This is a genomic window from Pannonibacter sp. Q-1 (genome assembly GCF_054073275.1).
In genome coordinates this window covers 80,692-98,348 of the sequence record NZ_JBSXNB010000002.1, presented here as the reverse complement: position 1 = coordinate 98,348, position 17,657 = coordinate 80,692, and the positions used below count along the sequence as shown (strand labels likewise).

The 17,657-nt window shown below is 62.6% G+C and carries 20 protein-coding genes; 3 read left to right on the top strand and 17 right to left on the bottom strand.

Features of this window, described 5'->3' with window-relative positions:
* Positions 1-34 precede the first annotated feature (34 nt).
* From ACVNHC_RS04435 to ACVNHC_RS04410, 6 genes are all read right to left on the bottom strand, one after another.
* Positions 35-412: a DUF559 domain-containing protein gene (locus tag ACVNHC_RS04435; protein WP_162544602.1), complete on the bottom strand. Its 378-nt coding sequence runs from the start codon at positions 410-412 to the stop codon at positions 35-37.
* A gap of 522 nt (positions 413-934) precedes the next feature.
* Positions 935-2,392, bottom strand: a complete 1,458-nt coding sequence (hydA, locus tag ACVNHC_RS04430) for a dihydropyrimidinase (RefSeq protein WP_457166548.1) — start codon at positions 2,390-2,392, stop codon at positions 935-937.
* 67 nt (positions 2,393-2,459) lie between these two features.
* Positions 2,460-2,930 (bottom strand): GNAT family N-acetyltransferase, encoded by a 471-nt coding sequence (locus ACVNHC_RS04425; RefSeq protein ID WP_457166547.1) that lies wholly within the window; start codon positions 2,928-2,930, stop codon positions 2,460-2,462.
* Between the two features lie 114 nt (positions 2,931-3,044).
* Complete coding sequence (locus ACVNHC_RS04420) at positions 3,045-4,295, bottom strand: Zn-dependent hydrolase (protein ID WP_457166546.1); 1,251 nt, start codon at positions 4,293-4,295, stop codon at positions 3,045-3,047.
* 54 nt (positions 4,296-4,349) lie between these two features.
* Complete coding sequence (locus ACVNHC_RS04415) at positions 4,350-5,846, bottom strand: CoA-acylating methylmalonate-semialdehyde dehydrogenase (RefSeq protein ID WP_123194272.1); 1,497 nt, start codon at positions 5,844-5,846, stop codon at positions 4,350-4,352.
* A 132-nt stretch (positions 5,847-5,978) separates the two neighbouring features.
* Entirely contained in the window at positions 5,979-7,313 is a 1,335-nt protein-coding gene (locus ACVNHC_RS04410) for an aminotransferase class III-fold pyridoxal phosphate-dependent enzyme (RefSeq protein WP_457166545.1), read from the bottom strand.
* A gap of 419 nt (positions 7,314-7,732) precedes the next feature.
* Between ACVNHC_RS04410 and ACVNHC_RS04405 the strand changes: the two genes are divergently transcribed.
* On the top strand, positions 7,733-8,401 hold the full coding sequence (locus tag ACVNHC_RS04405) for a TetR family transcriptional regulator C-terminal domain-containing protein (RefSeq protein ID WP_457166544.1): 669 nt from the start codon (positions 7,733-7,735) through the stop codon (positions 8,399-8,401).
* Entirely contained in the window at positions 8,398-9,120 is a 723-nt protein-coding gene (locus tag ACVNHC_RS04400; protein WP_457166543.1) for a TetR family transcriptional regulator C-terminal domain-containing protein, read from the top strand. The genes ACVNHC_RS04405 and ACVNHC_RS04400 overlap by 4 nt, the downstream gene beginning before the upstream one ends.
* Before the next feature lie 133 nt (positions 9,121-9,253).
* On the opposite strand, the gene ACVNHC_RS04395 is transcribed toward ACVNHC_RS04400, so the two are convergent.
* A complete protein-coding gene (locus ACVNHC_RS04395; protein WP_050471517.1) occupies positions 9,254-9,511 on the bottom strand; it encodes a hypothetical protein in 258 nt (85 codons plus the stop codon).
* Positions 9,512-9,742: 231 nt separating this feature from the next.
* Between ACVNHC_RS04395 and arfB the strand changes: the two genes are divergently transcribed.
* Positions 9,743-10,195: an alternative ribosome rescue aminoacyl-tRNA hydrolase ArfB gene (gene arfB / locus ACVNHC_RS04390; protein WP_457166542.1), complete on the top strand. Its 453-nt coding sequence runs from the start codon at positions 9,743-9,745 to the stop codon at positions 10,193-10,195.
* Positions 10,196-10,248: 53 nt separating this feature from the next.
* Here the strand turns inward: arfB and ACVNHC_RS04385 are convergent, their stop codons facing one another.
* The 10 genes from ACVNHC_RS04385 to ACVNHC_RS04340 form a co-directional block, all read right to left on the bottom strand.
* The gene (locus ACVNHC_RS04385) at positions 10,249-10,776 is read right to left on the bottom strand and encodes a GNAT family N-acetyltransferase (protein ID WP_094461732.1); all 528 of its coding nucleotides are present in this window, start codon (positions 10,774-10,776) and stop codon (positions 10,249-10,251) included.
* Positions 10,773-11,051 carry a type II toxin-antitoxin system TacA family antitoxin gene (locus tag ACVNHC_RS04380; RefSeq protein WP_094461733.1) on the bottom strand — a complete coding sequence of 93 codons (279 nt, stop codon included), beginning with the start codon at positions 11,049-11,051 and terminating at the stop codon, positions 10,773-10,775. The genes ACVNHC_RS04385 and ACVNHC_RS04380 overlap by 4 nt, the downstream gene beginning before the upstream one ends.
* 56 nt (positions 11,052-11,107) lie before the next feature.
* Positions 11,108-11,704: a YitT family protein gene (locus ACVNHC_RS04375; RefSeq protein WP_457166541.1), complete on the bottom strand. Its 597-nt coding sequence runs from the start codon at positions 11,702-11,704 to the stop codon at positions 11,108-11,110.
* A gap of 20 nt (positions 11,705-11,724) precedes the next feature.
* Entirely contained in the window at positions 11,725-12,975 is a 1,251-nt protein-coding gene (locus tag ACVNHC_RS04370; RefSeq protein ID WP_457166540.1) for an NAD(P)/FAD-dependent oxidoreductase, read from the bottom strand.
* Between the two features lie 115 nt (positions 12,976-13,090).
* The gene (locus ACVNHC_RS04365; RefSeq protein WP_050471512.1) at positions 13,091-13,435 is read right to left on the bottom strand and encodes a RidA family protein; all 345 of its coding nucleotides are present in this window, start codon (positions 13,433-13,435) and stop codon (positions 13,091-13,093) included.
* Positions 13,436-13,438: 3 nt separating this feature from the next.
* Complete coding sequence (locus ACVNHC_RS04360; RefSeq protein WP_457166539.1) at positions 13,439-14,197, bottom strand: TetR/AcrR family transcriptional regulator; 759 nt, start codon at positions 14,195-14,197, stop codon at positions 13,439-13,441.
* A 7-nt stretch (positions 14,198-14,204) separates the two neighbouring features.
* Complete coding sequence (locus ACVNHC_RS04355; protein WP_457166538.1) at positions 14,205-15,725, bottom strand: amidase; 1,521 nt, start codon at positions 15,723-15,725, stop codon at positions 14,205-14,207.
* Positions 15,726-16,106: 381 nt separating this feature from the next.
* Positions 16,107-16,430 (bottom strand): hypothetical protein, encoded by a 324-nt coding sequence (locus ACVNHC_RS04350; RefSeq protein WP_457166537.1) that lies wholly within the window; start codon positions 16,428-16,430, stop codon positions 16,107-16,109.
* Positions 16,431-16,602: 172 nt separating this feature from the next.
* A complete protein-coding gene (locus tag ACVNHC_RS04345) occupies positions 16,603-16,929 on the bottom strand; it encodes a hypothetical protein (protein ID WP_457166536.1) in 327 nt (108 codons plus the stop codon).
* A 208-nt stretch (positions 16,930-17,137) separates the two neighbouring features.
* A complete protein-coding gene (locus tag ACVNHC_RS04340; RefSeq protein WP_457166535.1) occupies positions 17,138-17,656 on the bottom strand; it encodes a DUF3237 domain-containing protein in 519 nt (172 codons plus the stop codon).
* Position 17,657: the final 1 nt, after the last annotated feature.

Below are 17,657 nucleotides of genomic sequence, written 5' to 3'. Positions count from 1 at the left end.
AGAATACCAGTGTTTCCCGTGCGGACATGCGCCGTTAAACGGCTGTACGGCTTTCATTCAATGCCATGAGTATCTTCTCAAGGCAGCCTTCGAACGATGAGGCCAGCTCTCCCGTCGGCAGCCTCAAGACTCTGTATCCGGCTTCTGCAAACCACTCGTCCCTGATCTGGTCCTTGAAACTCCTCTCTGCGTGCTGATGGTGCTCGCCATCCAGCTCAATGATCAGTTTTGCACCATGACACGCGAAATCCGCAATGTAAGGGCCGATTGGTACCTGCTTGCGCAGGTGATACCCGTATAGTGACCGGAAGCTGCGAAGCTCCACCCAGAGACGCTTTTCTCCGGCCGTCATGTCCCGCCGCAGACGCCGGGCGCGTGAAATAGCAGACTTGCCAACCAGCGTTGGGGACATCTCCCAGCCCTCTCGTCTCCTCGGGCCCTTCACATCATTCACGGACAGATCAGGGCAAGGCGTTTCCGATCCCCTCCCCCTTGAGGGGAGGGGGAAGGGGTGGGGGTCTTCACGCAGGGACGCAGTACACCTGCAACTCGAAACTGCGCAGCGAACCTGCCATGAAAATACCCCGTGTTGAAATCCCTTTACCCCCACCCCTAACCCCTCCCCTCAAGGGGGAGGGGGACTGAGATTCCTCAGATAGACAACACTACAAAGACACAAATTGAGCTTTCAAGGCTCTGTTTTTCCGTGCCATCCGGCACCTAAAACTCCATTGTGCAAATGGCCGTATATTGCTTTTGAGTTGCTATTGTAGACGCAGCCACAGTAGCCACAGATATTCAGCCCTCCGGTCACTTGCAGGATCTGCTGAGGCACTTCGGAATTAGGAGTTGGCTCGAATGACATTTGTCTGCCATTTCCACCTCGACAGTCGTTGGCCGGACATTCGCTGAGGGCTTTGGGACGCTTCATCACTCACACTCCGCTCGCCGGGATGCCGGTGCGCTCCACCTTGCGGGGGGCGGTGAGTTCCTTCCAGGTGGAAAGCGCCTTGTTGACCGCCTGATAGGGCTCACGCTTGACGAACTGGCCGTGGCCTTCCTGCGGGCGCACCGTGCCGTCTTCCACGGCCACACGGCCACGGGTGAGGGTGAAGCGGGGCAGGCCCTTCACCGTCTTGCCTTCGAAGACGTTGTAGTCGATGGCCGACTGCTGGCTGGCGGCGGAAATGGTCTTTTCCTTCGCCGGGTCCCAGACCACGATATCCGCATCCGCGCCCACGAGAATGGCGCCCTTCTTGGGATACATGTTCATGATCTTGGCGATGTTGGTGGAGGTAACGGCGACGAATTCGTTCATCGTCAGCCGGCCCGTTGCAACGCCGTAAGTCCAAAGCATGGGCATACGGTCTTCCAGGCCGCCGGTGCCGTTCGGGATCTTGGTGAAGTCGCCAAGGCCGAAGCGCTTCTGATCCGTGGTAAAGGCGCAATGGTCCGTCGCCACCACCTGCAGCGAGCCGGAGGCAAGGCCGGCCCAGAGGCTGTCCTGATGCTTCCTGTCACGGAACGGCGGGCTCATCACCCGGCGGGCGGCGTGGTCCCAGTCGGGGTGGCGGTATTCGCTGTCATCCAGCGTCAGATGCTGAATCAGCGGCTCGCCATAGGCGCGGATGCCGTTCTGCCGCGCCCGGCGGATCGCCTCATGCGCCTGTTCGGACGAAGTGTGGACGATATAGACCGGCACGCCGGCCATGTCGGCAATCATGATGGCGCGGTTGGTGGCCTCGCCTTCCACTTCCGGCGGGCGGGAATAGGCATGCGCCTCCGGCCCGTTGTTGCCCTCGGCCAGCAGCTTCTGCTGCAGCGAGGCGACCACATCGCCGTTTTCCGCATGGACGAGCGGCAGGGCGCCCAGCTCGGCGCAGCGCTGGAACGAGGCGAACATCTCGTCGTCATTCACCATCAGCGCGCCCTTGTAGGCCATGAAATGCTTGAAGGTGTTGATGCCCTTCTCGCGGACAATGGTCTCCATCTCGTTGAAGACCGTCTCGCCCCACCAGGTGATCGCCATGTGGAAGGAATAGTCGCAATGGGCGCGGGTGGACTTGTTGTCCCACATGGACAGCGCCTCCAGCAGCGATTGGCCGGGCGAGGGCAGGGCGAAATCCACCACCATCGTGGTGCCGCCGGCCAGCGCTGCGCGGGTGCCGCTGTCGAAGTCATCGGCGGAATAGGTGCCCATGAAGGGCATTTCCAGGTGGGTATGCGGATCAATGCCGCCCGGCATGACATAGCAGCCCGTAGCATCCAGGACGGTATCGCCGGAGAGGTTCTTGCCGATCTCGATGATCCTGCCGCCCTCGACCTTCACATCGGCCTCGTAGGTGAGGTCGGCGGTCACCACGGTTCCGCCCTTGATCACAGTGCTTGCCATGTCTGTTCCCCTTTTTCCGTTTCCGCGCTGTTGCGCCTTTGCGGGGCATCGCGCGGCTGTCTTGGTGTCAGTTTCCGCTGAGGCTTCTGCTCATGAACAGGCTGTAGGGATTGTCCTCATAGGGCCCGAAAGGCCCGCAGGGCGCATAACCGAAAGCCTTGTACATGCGCACCGCCTCCACATTGAGCTCGCCCGTTTCCAGATAAAGCTGCCGGACACCGCGCTCCCGCGCCAGATGCTCCAGCTTTTCCATCAGCGCCCGTCCGGCGCCCATGCCGCGTGCGGCCGGATCAACGAAAATGCGCTTCAGCTCGCCGCTGCCTTTTTCGAACCACTTCACCGCCCCGCAGCCGATCGCCTCACCATCCGCCTTGCGCACAACGATGAAATCCACGTCGACCCGCATCAAATCCTCAAGCGGCGAGCCGAAATTGCCCTCCGGCGGATAGAGACTGTCCGCATAGGCATCCGACTGCGCCAGAAGCTCCAGAACCTCGGGCTGGTCAGGTGTTTCGATGGCGATGCGCAGCGATGTCATGCGGTGCTTTCTGTGGTTCGAGTAATGGTCTTCCCCCTCTCGATCGTCATCCCGGACAAGCGCAGCGCAGATCCGGGATGACGATGGAGAGGAGCGGGTCGAGAGTGCCCTCTCTCACCCCACGACCTCCGCCGTCTCCAGCACGGCATGCAGCAGAACATCACAGCCCGCGCCCGCCCATTCCTTGGAAATCTCTTCCGCCTCGTTATGCGAGAGCCCGCCCACGCAGGGGCACATGATCATGGTGGCGGGGGCGACCTTGGCCGCCCAGCAAGCGTCGTGGCCGGCGCCAGAGATGATGTTCATGTGGCTGTAGCCGAGCCGTTCGGCGGCGGAGCGCACGCTGGAGACGAGCTTCGGATCGAAAGTGACCGGATCGAAATGGCCGACCGCCTCCACCGAACAGCCGACGCCGAGCGCCTCGCAGATGGTGGCCGCTTCCGCTTCGATGCGGGCGCGCATGGCGGTGAGTTTGGCAAGGTCCGGCGTGCGGATGTCGACGGTGAAGACCACCTGACCGGGCAGCACGTTGCGGGAGTTGGGCGAGAAGAACACCTGACCGACACCGCCGACAGCGCCCGGCTGGTGGTCCATGGCAACGCTCTGGACCATTTCCAGAATGCGCGACATGGCAAGCCCAGCGTTGACACGCAGGTTCATCGGCGTGGAGCCGGTGTGCGCCTCGCGGCCCGTCAGGGTGAATTCCAGCCACCACAGGCCCTGGCAATGGGTGACGACGCCGATCTGCTTGCCTTCGGCCTCCAGAATCGGCCCCTGCTCGATGTGCAGCTCGTAATAGGCGTGCATCTTGCGGGCGCCCACCTCTTCCTCGCCGGCCCAGCCGATGCGCTTCAGCTCATCGCCATAGGTCTTGCCCTCCGGGTCCTTGCGGCCATAGGCATAGTCAAGGCTGTGAACCCCGGCGAAAACGCCGGAGGCGAGCATCGCAGGAGCAAAGCGGGCGCCTTCCTCGTTGGCCCAGTTGGTGACAACGATGGGATGCTTCGTCTTGATGCTGAGATCATTCAGCGTGCGCACCAGCTCCAGCCCGGCCAGAACGCCGAGCACGCCGTCATATTTGCCGCCGGTCGGCTGGGTGTCGAGATGCGAGCCCACATAGACGGGCAGGGCGTCCGGATCGGTGCCCGGCCGGGTCATGAACATGGTGCCCATCTTGTCGACACCCATGGTCAGGCCTGCGTCTTCGCACCAGGACTGGAACAGCCTGCGCCCTTCGGCATCGGCATCCGTCAGGGTCTGGCGGTTGTTGCCGCCCGCGATGCCCGGACCGACCTTGGCCATGTCCATCAGGCTGTCCCACAGCCTGTCCGGGTTGATCTTCAGGTTCTGTCCGAGTGCTGTCATCGTGCTCTGCCTTGAAAATTGCGCCGCTGGTGGGATCTGGTCCTCTGGCCAGCCTCAGTCGAGGCTGGGGAAGGTGAAGACTGCGCCGTCCTTGATGCCGGCCGGCCAGCGGGTGGTCACCGTCTTGAGGCGGGTGTTGAAGCGCACGCCTTCCGGGCCGTAGATGGAATGATCGCCGAAGAGCGAGCGCTTCCAGCCGCCGAAGGAGAAATAGGCGACCGGCACCGGGATCGGCACGTTGATGCCAACCATGCCCACCTCGATCCGGTCGGCAAAGGCGCGGGCGGCGTCACCGTCGCGGGTGAAAATGGCGGTGCCGTTGCCATATTCATGCGTGTTGATGAGATCGAGCGCCTCGTCATAGCCCTTGGCCCGCACCACGGAGAGCACCGGGCCGAAGATCTCTTCCTTGTAGATGGTCATGTCCGGGGTGACCCGGTCGAACAGGGTGCCGCCGACGAAATAGCCGTTCTCATAGCCCTGCAGCGAGAAGCCGCGGCCATCAACCAGCAGCTCTGCGCCTTCCTTGACGCCCTGGTCGATGTAACCCAGCACCTTGCGCTTGTGCGCCTCGGTGATGACCGGGCCCATCTCTGCGTCCTTGTCGGTGGCCGGGCCGATCTTGAGGGCCTGCACACGCGGCACCAGCCTTTCGATCAAGGCATCGGCGGTCTTCTCGCCAATCGGCACGGCGACGGAAATGGCCATGCAGCGCTCACCGGCAGAGCCGTAGCCTGCGCCCATCAGCGCGTCGGCGGCCTGATCCATGTCCGCATCGGGCATGATGATCATGTGGTTCTTCGCCCCGCCAAGCGCCTGCACGCGCTTTCCATGGGCAGTGCCGGTGGCATAGACATATTCGGCAATCGGGGTGGAGCCGACGAAGGACACGGCCTTCACATCCGGGTGGGTGAGCAGCACATCCACGGCTTCCTTGCCGCCATGCACCACGTTGAGCACGCCTTCCGGGAATCCGGCCTCGCGGAACAGCTCATAGACCACCATGACGGCGGAAGGGTCCCGTTCGGACGGCTTCAGGATGAAGGTGTTTCCGCAGGCAACGGAGATCGGATACATCCACAGCGGCACCATGGCCGGGAAATTGAACGGCGTGATGCCGGCGACAACACCCAGCGGCTGGCGGTCGCAATAGCTGTCGATGGCTGGTCCCACGTTGCGGGCGAAGTCGCCCTTCAGCAGATGCGGAATGCCGCAGGCAAATTCAACGACTTCGATGCCGCGCGCGACTTCGCCAAGGGCATCGTCATGGGTCTTGCCATGTTCGGCGGAAATCGCCCGCGCGATATTGTCCGCGTTGGCTGTCAGAAGTTCCTTGAAGCGGAACATGAACCGCGCGCGCTTCAGCGGCGGCGTGTCGCGCCAGGCCGGGAAGGCCGCCTTGGCCGCAGCGATGGCACCGGCCACATCGGCGGCATTGGAGAGGCCAAGCTCGGCCACCTGCTCGCCGGTTGCCGGGTTGAACACGGGCGAAACCTTGCCGGAGGTGACGGGCGTTTCCTTGCCGGCGATAATGTTGTGAATGGTCTTCATGGGTCGCGTTTCCGGGTTCTGCCTTGGAGCGCGCAAGCGGGGGCCTGGCGGCGGTCTGGCATCATCTTGTTGTGTGTGCGGGGCTTTGGTGCTGCGTCAGGGCGGGCGGTCCCGCCCTGACGCACGGCTTCGTCAGATGTTGTTTTCCAGCACCTTGCGCAGCTTGCCGAACAGCTCGTCGATCTGCTCCTTCGAGATGATCAGCGGCGGCGACAGGGCGATGATGTCGCCCGTGGTGCGGATGAGGATGCCGTCCTCATAGGCCTTCAGGAAGGCCGAGAAGGCGCGCTTCGTCGTCTCGCCGGGGATCGATTCCAGCTCGATGGCGCCGATGAGGCCGAGGTTGCGGATGTCGATCACATGCGGGCAGTCCTTCAGCGAATGCACCGCCGCCTCCCAGTAGGAGGCAAGATCGGCGGCGCGGGTCAGCAGGCCCTCTTCCTCGTAAGTGTCGAGGGTGGCAAGCGCTGCGGCGCAGGCGACCGGATGGGCCGAGTAAGTATAGCCGTGGAACAGCTCGATCATGTGCTCCGGGCCGGTCATGAAGGTCTCGTAGATCTGCCTGGTGCAGAACACGGCGCCCATCGGAATGACGCCCGAGGTGATGCCCTTGGCCGTGGTGATCATGTCCGGCATCACGTCGAAATAATCGGTGGCGAACGGCGTGCCGATGCGGCCGAAACCGGTGATCACTTCGTCGAAGATCAGCAGGATGCCATGCTGGGCGCAAAGCTCGCGCAGGCGCTTGAGGTATCCCTTCGGCGGGATCAGAACGCCCGTGGACCCGGCCACCGGCTCGACGATGACGGCGGCGATGGTTGAGGGATCATGCAGCTGAATGACCTTGATCAGGTCATCGGCAAACTCCGCGCCATGCTCCGGCTCACCGCGCGAAAACGCGTTGCGGACAGGATCATGAGTGTGGCGGATGTGATCGACGCCGGTCAGCATGGTGCCGAAATGCTTGCGGTTGTTGACAATGCCGCCAACGGAAATGCCGCCAAATCCGACGCCGTGATAGCCACGCTCGCGGCCAATGAGGCGGGTGCGGGTGCCCTGGCCGATGGCGCGCTGATAGGCGAGCGCGATCTTCAGCGCCGTATCGACGCTTTCCGAACCCGAGTTGGTGAAGAACACGTGGTCCATCGGCGAGGGCAGCATTGCGGCAAGGCGGGCCGCCAGCTCGAAGGCCTTGGGGTGGCCCATCTGGAAGGCCGGGGCATAATCCAGCTCGGCGATCTGCTTCTGCACCGCTTCCACGATGCGGGGGCGCGAGTGGCCCGCGTTGCAGCACCACAGGCCGGCCGTGCCGTCCAGCACCTTGTTGCCCTCGGCCGTGGTGTAATGCATGTCCTTGGCCGCGACGAACATGCGCGGCGCCTTCTTGAACTGGCGGTTCGAGGTGAACGGCATCCAGAAGGCTTCCAGATTGTTGGGAATGGCAGCGGACGCGGCCTTGTCAGACATAGTTCCTCCTTGCCGGTTCCGGCCCTCAGCGGCGCGGAAACACGGTCGTGGCTGCAGCAAACTTGCACACGGGTTCGGCTTCAGGCGAACACGGGTAGCCTGAGCCTAGCAGTGCCGGGCACGGTTGTCCGTCATCGTCTTGCGATTTTGCACCTGCGCTGTTCCCTTCATGGCCTGCCGCAGTCTTGTTGCCGCGTGCGGGCCGGTCGATCTCTGGATATGCCCCGTTCGGGGTCTTGTGTTTGGCGGCCAGGAGCCTTCGAGAGGGCTCGAAAGAAACCTGACCAATTGGTCAAGGAGCGTATGAATCCTTGACCAGACGGTCAAGATGATAATTTCATCGGCAGGATGAAAATCTGACCACAGATGTGCTGCGCCGCAATAGGCTGGCCAGCAGCGGGGACAGGAAGCGGGGGGCAATGGAGCGCAAGCCATCCAGCCGGAGCACAGCGCGGGCGGAAACCGAACGGGCGATCCTTGAGGCCGCCGAAACAGTGTTCGCCGAACACGGATACCGGGGCGCCACCACGGGCATGATCGCGGCCCGGGCCGGCATCCCCAAGGCGAACCTGCACTACTACTTTGCCACCAAGGAAGCGCTGTACCGGCAGGTGGTGGAAAACATCTTCACGATCTGGCTGGAAGCGGCCAATTCCTTCGATGACTGCGAGGACCCGGAAGAGGCGCTGACCCGCTACATCACCACCAAGATGGACATTTCCCGGCAGCATCCGATGGGATCCAAGGTCTGGGCCAACGAGATCCTGCACCGGGCGCCCGTCATCCAGGACTATCTCGAAACCACGCTGCGCGACTGGACCGCGAGCCGCATTGCCATCATCGACCGCTGGGTGGCGGAAGGGCGGATGGACCCGGTCGACCCGCGCACGCTGCTCTACATGATCTGGGCGACGACCCAGCATTATGCCGACTTTATCCATCAGATCGAGACGTTGAACGGCGGAGCGCCCCTGTCGGACGCACAGTTCGCCTTGGCCCGGGAGAACGTGGTGCGAATCGTGCTATCGGGCGTCGGCATAAGGCCCAAGGCTTGCGCCGGGGCTCAGGGTGGAGACAGTGCGGCATGACGGATCAGACTTCTTCCGGCCATCCTCCGGTGCGCACCCGCACGCCGCGCCCTCGCACCCGCACGGCGCGCAGCACGGGCGCTGCGGCGCAGAACGAGGATGGCAATCTCAGCCGCATTCAGGAACTGAACCGCAGCCGCCTGCTGGATGCGGCGCTGGCCGAGTTCTCCCGCCTTGGCTTTTCCGGTGCGACGCTGGAAGCAATTGCCGGCGGGGCGGGCATGTCCAAGTCGAACCTGCTCTATTACTTCCGCTCCAAGACAGAGATTTACGAGGCGGTTCTGGCCTATATTCTCGAGGTCTGGCTTGCCCCTTTGCGCCGTCTTGATCCGGAGGGCGATCCGGCCTCGGAACTGACCGCCTATATCCGCCAGAAGCTGCAAATGTCCGCGGATCTGCCGGAAGCCTCGCGCCTCTTTGCCAACGAAGTGTTGCAGGGCGCCCCGCGCATCCGCAAGGTTCTGGAGGAGGATCTGAAGGAGCTGGTTCGCGAGAAGGCCGGTGTCATCCGGCTCTGGATGGACAAGGGGCTGATCCGGCCCGCCGATCCGGTGCATCTCATCTTCATGATCTGGGCCATGACACAGCACTATGCCGATTTCGAAACCCAGATCCGCATGGTGACGGGCAAGTCGCTTGAGGACCCGGAGTTCCGGGAAGGGGCGGCAGAGACTGTCTGCGGACTGGTGCTGTCTTCTCTGGGGCTGAAACCGGCCTGAAAGGGATAGGGCTGAAACGCGAAAGGCTGCGGCGCCAGTGGCAGCGCCGCAGCCCTTGCGGGAGGTCAGATGTCTTGAGAGACCGCAGGGAGCGTCAGGGCGGGGATTTCCTGACGGGGTGGGCGGTCAAGGCTCAGCCCTTCTTCTTGTGAAGCGCCGTGCCAGAGGCACTGGAGGCCGTGCCGCTGCTTGCGGACTTCTGCTGTGTCTTGCCCGTCTGGGCGGCTGCGGCCGGTTTGGTGGCCGAAGTCTTCGTCAGCAGCTGCGTCTGGTGCTGTGCAGGTGCACCGGTGTCCGCCCGCTTCATCGTGGTGGCTGCGAATGCGCCGCCTGCCATGGTGGCAAGGAAGGAAGCGGCAAGGACCGGGGCAATCATCTTCTGCAGTTTCATTTCACCAACTCCTGGGTTATCAGGCCATAAGGACCTGCAGGAAGCATCCGCCTTGCCCGGAGCGGCGCGTGGAGCGCTGTGGGGGAGGGCTTGGCTGGCCGCTCCGGAAGGCAAGATCAGCATCCGCCTTTCCGGGCATTCTGCCAAGCCATTGTTTTGTTAAATCTTTTTAAGACTGGTCGGCGCAAATCCGCCGCAATGCAGGCGGACGGGAGCAAAGGAGGCGGGACTATGGCGGAAGAGAACGGCATGCCGCCGCGCGGCCGCATTCCTGTGACCGGGCGGCTCTTCATCGAAGTAGCGGACCTGCGCGAGGATTTCATCCGCGCCTCCGGTCCGGGCGGGCAGAACGTCAACAAGGTGTCGACGGCCGTACAGCTGCGCTTTGATCTTGCCGGCAACACCAGCCTGCCGGAGGATGTGAAGGCACGTGCAGCAGAGCTCGCTGGCAGCCGGCTGACGCGCAGCGGCGAGATCATCATTCAGGCCGACCGGTTCCGCACCCAGCAGATGAACCGGGACGACGCACTGGCCCGGCTGATTGAGTTGCTGGCGCGCGCTGCCCACCGCGACAAGCCCCGCAAGGCGACCCGGCCGACGCTCGCCTCCAAACGCCGCCGCGTCGAAGGCAAGAAGCACCGCGGCACGATCAAGAAGATGCGCGGCAGTGGGCCGGTGGAGTAGGGGATGGGCTATAGACTGGTGTTCTATAACTCATGAAGGGCGCGGTTTGTGAGCTATAGAAGGCCTTTGGTTTTGAGGCCCGGGGCAAAGGTTGCCAGTGGAATGACCAGCGTCAGTGGGCTGTCCTGCAAGGGCTCGGCGCCAAAGCTCCGGTACCAGGACGCTGCCCGGTCCGATTTGGCATCGATGATCAGCAAAAGACCACCACCGTCATTTGCAAGGCGCAGGCATCTGAGGGCGGCAGCCGCCAGCAACTGGCCGCCAAGACCCTTGCCCGCCATGGAAACATCGACGGCCAGCCGGGCCAGACGGAAGCCGGGCACTTCATGCCGGGCAATCCGCCGTGTCATGTGAGAGGGAACCTCGGCATAGTCGACACTGGCAGGAGCGAGTGTGTAGAAACCGAGAACGCGGTTGGGCTGCGCATCGGAAATTGCACAGAAGGTCTTGGAGGCGTTCATCTCATGGCTTTGGCGTGCATAACGCCGCAGGAAAACATTGAGGTCTGCATCCCCGCAATCAAAGGCGTCGCGGTCATGAGCCTTCGCCACAGGCTCCTCATGCCAGCCGGGCAGGTTCACAATGATTCAGGCAGAGCGTGGATGGCCGCAGCCAGACGGTCATTTGCCTTGGGCGGATTTTCAAGAAGCGTCATGATCCTTGTGAAATCCCGGCTGGAGGCCTTGAGGGATTCAGCCTCTTCAATCACGGCTTCGGCTTCACGCAAAGCCGTTTGCGTGACGAAGCTGGTAAGGTCCGTGTGCTTCAGGGCTGCCGCACGGACAAGCTTTGCCTTCACCTCCGCCGGGATGCGCAGGTTCATGCGTTCATTGTCTTCAACAGCGGCCCTGGGCATCGCACTCATCTCCGTATGTCTTCAAAGAGTACAGAAAAGGAGCCCTGCCGTCAAACTCACGCCTCCTGAGGCTTCGGCAGGCGGAAGTTCCAGGCGATCAGCAGGTTCATGATCAGCGCGCCCAGGAGCGACCAGATTAGCTTGTCCGGCGCAATGACAAAAAGCGCACCGGTGAAGATGAGCAGATCCAGCGCCATCTGCACCCAGCCGGCCGGGATGCCGCGGGTTTCCTGCAGATAGAGGCCGAGAATGCCGATGCCGCCGGCGCTGGCCTTGTGGCGGAACAGGGCAATGAGGCCGATGGAGCAGCAGCAGCCTGCAAGAACGCCTGCCAGCGGCACGGGCAGCTGATGGAAGGTGATCAGGTTCCCCAGCAGCGGCGAGAGAAGCGAGATACCTGCAACGGATATCAGCGTGCGCAGGGTGAATCCCGCCCCGCGCCGCCGCCAGGCCAGCACATAGAAGGGCAGGTTGACGCAGAAGAACACCAGACCGAAGGGCAGGGGCGTTGCCATGGAGACAAGAACCGAGAGGCCCGCCAGTTGTCCCGTCACCAGCCCGGCCGCCTTGAGGAAGACGACACCAAGGCTGGTCATGATGATGCCGAAGGCCAGGCCCTGCACGTCATCGAAAATGTCTTTGGCTCTGGACATGGCCGGAGGGCTCCGAAGGATCAGGACAGCTGGCTGGCCGGGGAAAGGGCATGGGGCAAAGTGCCGGGGGCATCCTGCTTCAGCTCCCCGTCCAGCGCACGGGCGAGGATATCCGCGGTGACAGGCCCCAATGTAAAGCCCTGATGGCCATGGCCAAAGTTCACCCACAGGCCTGTTTCGCGCAGCACCGGGCCCACCATGGGCAGCATGCCCGGAAGGCAGGGGCGGGTGCCGGACCATTGCGGCTCCTCGATGCGCGGCCCCAGTTCGATCAGCCCGCCAACACTGGCCTCGGCCCGGCGCAGCTGGCGCGGATCGGCCTTGGCACCATGCGTCACCAGCGCGGCCCCTGATGAGAGGCGCAGGCCCTTGCGCATGCCCGCCACGACAATGCCATTGGCGGCATCCAGGAAGGGGCGGCGGGGCATCTGCGGGGCCTGATAGTGGGCGTGATAGCCGCGCTTCAGTACCATTGGCACGGACAGGCCGAAGCGCGCCAGCAACTGCCCAGTCCAGGGGCCGAGGCAGAGCACCACGGTCTGCGCACTGACCGGCCCCTCCGCGCCAGCCACCTGCCAGCCGGATGAGGTCCGCTGCAGCGTTGTGGCATCGGCGGCGGTGATTGTGCCGCCACGGCTTTCAAAGAGCGCGGCATAGGCCTTGGTGAGGCCGCCGGGATCGGAACAGCTCCAGCTGCCCGTGTAGTGGATGACGCCTGCAGGAGCCTTCAGCAAGGAGGGTTCTTCACGCATCCATGCCGCACCGGCCACTGCCCGGAACGGCACGCCATAGGCCTCCTGCAAACGCCGGGCCTCACCGGCCTCCGTTTCAAATGCCTTCAGGTCCCGGTGGAGAATGGCCAGCCCCTCGCGGGCAATCAGGTTGCCGCTGCCGGAGGCTTCGATCAGCGGCGCATGAGCGGCACAGGCCTGCGCCGTCAGCTGGCTGTAAACGGCAGAGACCGCACGGTGCCGGGCCGGGGACGACGCCCGGAAATAGCGCCACAGGGCAGGGGCCATCGAGGCAATACCGGCAGGGGACCAGACAAGATCATTGCTCTGCCCGAGCGCGTAGCGCAGCAGCGTCGGCAGATCACGCGGCATGGCATAGGGCTCAGCGGCCTCTGCCTGAATGACACCGGCATTGCCATAGCTGGTTTCCTCGCCCGGAGCCTTCCGGTCCGCCAGCACAACCCGGTGCCCGCGCCCCTGCAGCGCCAGCGCGGTCGAAACGCCAACCATGCCGGCGCCCAGCACGAGAATGTCCTGCATTGACGAGGTTCCTTGAAGGAGGCCGGCAAATCGATGCCAGGGCAATGAACTGTCCACCGCGCCGTCCCGGACGCAGCGAAGCGAAGATCCGGGACGGCGCGGAGTTTGAATGATCTTACGCCTGCGCGATGACGGTGATTTCCAGCTTCGCATCGATCATCAGGCCGGACTGGACCGTGGTGCGCACGGGCAGGGGATCGGCGAAGAATTCCGCATAGACGGCGTTGAAGGCGGCGAAGTCCTTGGGATCCGTGAGATAACAGGTGCAGGAGACCACATGGGCCATGGTCAGGCCCTCGCCTTCCAGCGTCGCCTTGATGCGCGACAGGCAGTTGCGGGTCTGGGCCTCGATGCCTTCGGGAACGGTGCCGTCCGCCGCAAAGCCGATTTCACCGGCGAGATAAACAGTGGAGCCGGCGCGGCGGACCTTGGAGAAGGGAAGTTTTGCAGGTGCGGTCATCGGTTAGTCCTCTTTCTGGGTTGAAGAGCATTTGCGGCCTTCGCCAAGCGCGGACAGGCCATTGATCAGGAGATCGAGCAGGAACTCATAGCTGGCGCCGTAAGGCACCTGCGTGCCGTTCTGCCAGCGCAGCACGAAGATGCGGTTGGCAATCTCCGGCAGGGCGTCATGGGTCAGCGGGTAGAGGGCCGGGTCGATGGCGGCCACCTGCTGCTGGAAATGGCTCTCCCAGCCGCTGCCGCCTTGCGGTCCGGGGGCAAGTTCCATGGTGACGAAGCCGCCGAGCCCGCCGATCAGGGCATTGAAGGCGCGGGTCAACTCATCCCCGCGAAACCCGCCATCACGCAGGGCAGCGAGCACCGTTTCCACCCAGCCGAGATTGGCAACGCCGTTCGACTGCATTTCCGCGCCCAGCAGTGGCGCGAGGTTGGGGTGCTCATGCACCAGCGCCCGGTAGCCGAGAAACACCTGCCGCAGCCGCAGGCGCCAGTCCGCCGAGCGGTCAAAACCGGCAGGCAGCGCGCTGGTGATCGCGCCGGAAATGGCGGCAAACAGGTCTTCCTTGGTGCCGCCCACATGCCAGTAAATGACATTGGGCGAGACCTGCAGCGCCCTTGCCAGCTCGCGCAGGGAGAACCCGGCAAGGCCCTTCTCATCGATCTGCGCAATTGCAGCCGCCACGATCTGCTCCCGCGTCAGACCAATGGAAGCCGCCCGCCCGCGCGGCGGTTTGGTTTGTCCTGTGTCCGTGTCAGCTGCCATTTTTCCCTCAAAGGCTCAGGAAGCCATCGGCTTCGGACAGACGAGGAGCTGCCTTCAGCGCCGCAAGGTCTGGCCCGTGCGGAGCAAGGTCCGGGATACCGGTAATGACGGCTTCAAGCTCTGCCGCAACAGTCAGCACACCAAGGTCGTCATGGCGCTTGCCAACGATCTGCAGCCCGAACGGCATGCCATTGGCATCAAAACCGCAAGGAATGGTGATGGAGGGATGGCCTGCAATGGTCGAGGCGTAGGCCATGGCAAGCCAGTGGTAATAGCTGAGCGTCGGCTTGCCATCGATCTCAGTGGGATAAAGCTCGTGCCAGTCACGCGGGCTGATGCAGACGGCGGGGGAGATCAGCACGTCCCAATCTTCGAAGAAGGCCTGCCAGCGCTGGTAATAGGCGCCCTGCTGCGTCAGCGCATCCGCCACATCCTCACCGCTGAAGGACCGGCCTTCGCGGACGTTCTCGGTGACATTGGGGCCGACCAGATCGGGGAACTCGTCCACCCGCTTGCCATGGGTGCTGACGAAGAGCACGCCGCGCAGGACGGAGAAGATCCGGTCCGCGTTTGCGCAGTCCGGCGCTACCTCATCCGCCCTGCCGAAGAAGGGCAGGAGGGTTTTCACGGCCTTGCGGAAATGATCACGCACCAGCCCTTCGACCGGCGCAAAGCCGTAATCTTCGGTGACGGCCACCTTCAGGCTGGAGAGATCGCGCCGGGGCAGGGCGGCGAAACTCTGCGCATCCCAGGGCGTGCGGCCGTTGATGACCGTGGTGTAGGGGTCCTTGCGGTCAGCGCGGGCCAGAACCGACAGCATCAGCCCCGCATCGGCGACGGAACGCGCCATGGGGCCGGAGGTGGACATGGGGATGAGGCCGATGGAACGCGTATCGCCCGGCACCACGCCGGGGCTGGGGCGGAAGCCAACGGTGCCGCAAAAGGCCGCCGGATTGCGTAAGGAGCCCCCCGTGTCCGAGCCCGTCGCAAGCGGTGCATATCCGCAGGCCAGCGCCACGGCGGAGCCCCCGGACGAGCCGGCGCAGCTGCGGGTCACGTCATGTGGGTTGGCGGTGACGCCATAGACCCGGTTGCGGGTGTTGCCGCCCGCGCTCCATTCCGGATTGTTGGTCTTTCCCAGCGGAATGGCGCCCGCCGCCCGCATCGCCGCGACGATGGCGTCATCCTTTGCGGCGATGTTCTTTGCAAAGAGTTCCGAGCCGAAGGTGGTCGGCAGGCCCTTCACGTCGATCATGTCCTTGACGCCAAAGGGCAGGCCATGCAGCGGGCCAAGCGCATCGCCGCGCGCCAGCGCGTCATCGGCGGCCTTCGCGTCCTTCAGAAGAGCATCGAAATCCCGCGCGACCAGTGCATTGACCGCATGATCCACCGCCTCCACCCGGCGGATGCAGGCCTGTGCAAGCTCTACCGCCGACAATTGCCGGCGCGCCATCATCTGCCGCGCCTCCAGCGCTCCAAGATCAGCGGGGTCCGTGGCTTGAGAATGGGGACGGGCGGCTGCGGACATCGGCAAGACTCCAGCGGAAGTGGCATCTGCCTCTATCGCTAGCGCACAATTGCACGATGTTCAATTGATTTGAGGTGAGGAGAGGCCGGGACAGGTCCTGTGCGGCGCCAGCCCCAAATTTCAAGAATGAGCCGAGGCCTTTAAGTGGAGCACGAACGTGCAGCCCACCTAGGCCGTCGCCCCGGCCATTGAGCCGGGGACCACTCGCTTGCAGAGAGGTGACGAAATCCAATGGAGGTGAGAAACGGATGGTCTCATGCGCCTGCCGCACCTTCGCGGTTCATCTCACCGCTCTGCAAGCGAGTAGCCCCCGGGTCTGCGCTCCGCCCGGGGCGACGCCGTACGGATGCTGAGACGCTGCTTCTACAAATTCTCCGCCTTCTATTTTTTATAGTGCAGCGGAAAATTACTCTCATAAAGTTTTCTGTCGTAGTAGGGCAGGTCACCTCCTGATTTTGAAATTTCGATAACTGTACCATCTTTAAGGCGCAAGGTAACGCTTATGACAAGTTCAATGCATTCTTTGTAATAGTGGTCAGGAAACCCAAGCAAAAGCATGATTGTTTCATAGCAGTTCGGATTAGCGTCAGGATCAGATGGATAAAGCGTCCAAGGCACATCGGGCTTTTCTTCTTCCGCACGCGCGCTCGGAGATAACGCAAGAAATGCGAGCGCCACAAAAAGAGATATATTAAAAATATTCACTATCATTCTCCTAATTTGTATTTTATTTCTCGAGAGAAAGAAAATGTCCAGTTTTTGAGCGAATGAGAGGAAATCATCGCACAAGGTGATCTAAGAGATTTATCTCCAGGATAACTTCAAGTGATAGCGCAGGCCGACAGGTGGGAGCCGGGCGGTGGAGCGTCTTCGGAGATCACCTTTTTAAGGTCCAGCCTCTTGGCGGGGTAAGCTCCATTGTCATTCCATTTTCCAACGTGACGACAGCACTCTCCCCCTCAAATATGAGCTCGACGCATTTTCCCCGATGCTGGGGAGGGAACTCCAGAAATTCAAGAATGAAGGGATAGCAGGGATTGGTTTTTGATTCTGACAAAGTGATGGGAGGATACATTGTCCAGCCTCCGTCCACCGGCGGATATGCAACCGGCTTCTCTGACGACGCTCCCGAGGCATGATGAATGGCATGGAGCAAATGGAAAACAAGAAACCCAGCTTCAAATACAATCACAATATCCTCCAAGTTCAACCGCCCCGTAACACCTGACATTTGAGTGGCAGGTGTGTGTTCTATCACGAGTACAATCTGCAGGAGGTGTAATCAAAAAATGAAGGCATGTCCCGGATTGTGTGGCACTGCCGGGATGTCAGGCAAGGCTGGCACAAGGCTCAAACCAATGAAGCGTTCCAGTATTTGATTTTATGAAGTTTTTTCCAAAGGGTCTTTGCCCTCACTCCACCGCGAACAGGCTGATCACCACGCCCTTGCCGAGCCTGGCGCCGCGGCTGACGAAGATGGTGCGGTTGACCCATTGATAGCGTGGATCGCCGGTTTCGAGCCGGGCGGAGGAGCGCATGTAATAGGCGTCGGGGGAGACATCGCCGCCTTTGGCAAGCTCTGCCATCACATCCGCCGGGCCATGGCGGAAGCCGCTGTCACGCATTTCGATGAGGGCGCCGTCCTCGGTCTCAAAGGCATAGCGGGCATCGAGCACCGCCAGCCCGCCTTCATGCAGCGTCAGCCAGTCCGCGCCCAGATTGAGAATGCGGCCGTTGAGGCGGGGGCCGGACACCGTGCCGCCGGTGATCTGCATGATCTTGCGCTCACCGCCTCTGCCTTGCCCCATGGCACGGGGCGGCGCGACCTCGACGCGGAGGTCGCAGACATGCACAAGGCGGGGCGCCGCCAGGGCAGGGGAGTCCGGGGCAGGGGTTTCCCGGCTCATGTCTTCCGGCGTGCGGCTGGTCATT